Origin of the sequence: Enterobacter cloacae complex sp. 2024EL-00227, from assembly GCF_043945315.1 — a bacterium.
Lineage (GTDB): Bacteria > Pseudomonadota > Gammaproteobacteria > Enterobacterales > Enterobacteriaceae > Enterobacter > Enterobacter roggenkampii.
Window position 1 is genome coordinate 1 of sequence record NZ_JBIMQP010000050.1, and the last position, 3193, is coordinate 3193.

1 protein-coding gene is annotated in these 3193 nt (G+C 45.2%); it reads right to left on the reverse strand.

Annotation, left to right across the window (positions count from 1 at the left end):
• Nucleotides 1-88 precede the first annotated feature (88 nt).
• On the reverse strand, nt 89-3004 hold the full coding sequence (locus ACHH0Z_RS25420) for an AAA domain-containing protein (protein ID WP_158409415.1): 2916 nt from the start codon (nt 3002-3004) through the stop codon (nt 89-91).
• Nucleotides 3005-3193: the final 189 nt, after the last annotated feature.

The following is a 3193-nucleotide window of genomic DNA, read 5'->3' on the forward strand; positions in this document are numbered from 1 at the left end:
CTTCGGCTTCGCGGAGAATACTGATGATCTGTTCGTCGGAAAAACGCTTCTTCATGGGGATGTCCTCATGTGGCTTATGAAGACATTACTAACATCGGGGTGTACTAATCAACGGGGAGCAGGTCATCGAATCTTCATCCCCGTCATCGTTACTGGCTTCAGTCATACGAGAGAAGAAACTGGTTGGCGGCAATTGCCTTTCGTCCCCGACAACAACAACTTGCTGACAGCGCGCAATTGCACCTATGGCATCGACAGGCTGAATCTGGCTGGCTTCGTCCATAACGAGTAAATCAAATTTTTGCTTACCTGGGATCAAGAATTGTGCGACAGAGAGTGGGCTCATCATCATGACCGGTTTGATTGCCTGAATTGCCGGGCCCGCTTTAAGCATCAATTGGCGAATAGGCATATGGCCTCTTTTCCTCGCCATTTCGGCACGCAGGACTCCAACCGGACCTGCAGCTCCGATTTTTGAAGGAATACGACGATGGTGTGCCCGAGCGACCTCAATACTTGAGCTCTTTATACGGCGTAAATCCATTTCGGCAAAGTACTGCACTTTTCGGTTATGAAGTTCACCGTCGAAGCGGGAAAGAGACGGTGTCTCTTTAGCCATTAAACTGAACAGCGATTCATAGTAGGTATATTCGACCGAGCTATAACATGTTGATAATGGTAAGCGCCCGTCCTCAAGCCGTTCTACAACTTCTGAGAGTCCCAAATTATTTGCCTGGTTGCGCCGGTGTTGCCAGGCAACCCATTTAGACAGTTGTTCGGCATTTTCAGTCCAGGAGGTTAGTTTTTGCAGGACACTATCGATACGTAAATGCTGATTATCCAAATGGAAGAATTCGTCGGTGGACGATTCGAGTTCGTTGGCCAGATTTTCAAGTTCGTTAATGATAGAGACACGTGTCGCTGAAAGTTGATTAGCGGAGTTCAGTAACTCACCACGATCGTTTACTGTCGCGCATATGAAGCGTAAGTCACCGTGTTTTTCAATCCATGTACAATCGCTAACGATATTTTGCCAGTTGGACAGTGTACCTCGCCATGTACTACCCAATGCTGCGCTTCCCAATTCGTATTGGGATTCGATGGCCTTCTTTTGATATTGCAATGCGATAATCTTCTTGACCAGCGCCAGACGTTCACCAGGGCGATCTGCCGGATCTTTAAACACCTGTTGTGATGTTGAATCTATACGACTAAGTTTTTGAGCCATAGCTTCAACATAGCTTAATGGAACACGCTTAATAGAATAATGATTATCAAACCAAGATTCTGCAGTTGCGCCAAAAGCCTTCCAAAGTTGTTTCAGTTCAATATCGGCTTGATTAAGAAGCTGCTCCAGTTTCTGGCTAAAGTGCCTCAACGTTTCACGATCAGACAGTTGGCTCGCCAGTAAACGTGCTTCTGAACCAACATCTTTAAGCGTTGCCATCCATTCTACTAATGCCTTCAGAGCACTGCTGTCACTGTTTTCACCACGCCAATGTGAGCCAAACGCACTGTTCCCAAACTCGCTAGCGTTGGCGATGTTTTTTCGTAGCGCTTGCGCATGAATAACCTTATCCAAAAGCTCAATTTGCTGCTGAATAGGTTGATTTGTATTTCGAATGAGGGAGTGAGCAAGTGCACGTGAACGACGCCATTCGCTGTTCAGTATTTTGAACATCCCAGTATGTATCGCAAGGTTATGACGAATTTGTGTGAGTTCGGTATCCCATATGGTCTCCGAAACATGGGGATCGATTTTCTGACGCAAAGAATGTAAATCAGCGATTGAATTGACCAACTCTCTGGCTTGTTCGACACCATGCTCCCATACGGAAGCGACAAAAGCTTGCGGGCTCGCATCGGGGGCATCAGCTACGCGTATGCTGAGTTCAATCAGATTATTGATTTCCTGAGATGAACGATACAGAGATTCAGTACCTAGCTCTTTCGTCAGATGGGCCACTGTTAATTGAATTTGCGGTAATAGTGGTAGTAATACTCTGGCAGCTGAGAAGGCATCTGGCAAAAGATCCTCTGGGACTGTTTGCAGTTCATCTCGGAATTCAAGTAGAGGGGTATCAAACTGTTCATCATGAAGCTGGTCTTTGATTTCCTCGAAATTATTTTGATACGTTGTACCCTGCTCAATTAGACTTTTTATTTCGCAAAGAGAGTTAGACCAGACAGGATTAACTAGTGCAGCTTCCTCTAACTCAGGTGCCTGATTTATGAGGTTAGCAATCTGAAAAATTTTGTCCGCCTCGTTGAAAAGTACTGGTTCAGGTGTTATTCCAACTCGTACAGCTAAAGTCGCTATAGTGTTTTGAAAGTCATGTACTTTGTGTAACAACGTAGTAATTTTTGGCATGAGGCGATCGAGTTCACCCGGTAAAACGGATTCTCGTTTGACACCATTCCAGGGATGATTATGGGGTAGCCCAATATTCTCAATTCGTTCAATAAGCTCTTTAACGAGATCCAGTCGTTTTATCAGATCGTTATTACTCCATTCATCGAAGCCATGAAGAATGAAGTCCGTAGGTGTTTGTTCATTTTGACGCAATCTTACCAATTGCCCAATCACCTGATAAGGGCTCAAACCCGAAGGTGTATAGACTTTGTGGAGGCGCGCTGGGTGGGCATTCAGGGAGTCACGAGCTTCGGTTAAGTTCTCAATTAATTCATCAGGAAATTCACCGCGGGGCGAACCTAAATCCCATACTCGCTTCAACTCCTCGAGTAAAAGTCGTTTATTGGCCTTGTTGCTATGAAGTTCTAAACAGGCATCACCGACTCCTGTTTGGTCGAGACGGCGTTTGACGACTTCAAGAGCTGCCATTTTTTCTGCAACAAAAAGTACTGTTTTTCCATCCGCGATAGCCGACGCAATAATATTGGCTATTGTCTGTGACTTACCCGTGCCAGGAGGTCCTTGTATGACAAGGTTTTTACCTCTCCTTACTTCATGGATCGCCAGCGTTTGAGAGCTATCGCTATCCATAATATGAAGCATATCTTTAGGCGTGATAAGTTGGTCTATAGAGCTGTCTTCTGAAAGTAGTGTGAATCGCCACGGGTTTAACAGACACCTCAGAGTCATTTAAGATGACTTAAAGAGAGGTGCCCATGAGCGGTAAGCGTTATCCTGAAGAGTTTAAAATTGAAGCAGTCAAACAGGTTGTTGATCGTG

Bases quoted from the DNA above. Each gene is read 5' to 3' on its own strand.
- ACHH0Z_RS25420 (WP_158409415.1), bottom strand. From the start codon at position 3,004: ATGGATAGCGATAGCTCTCAAACGCTGGCGATCCATGAAGTAAGGAGA.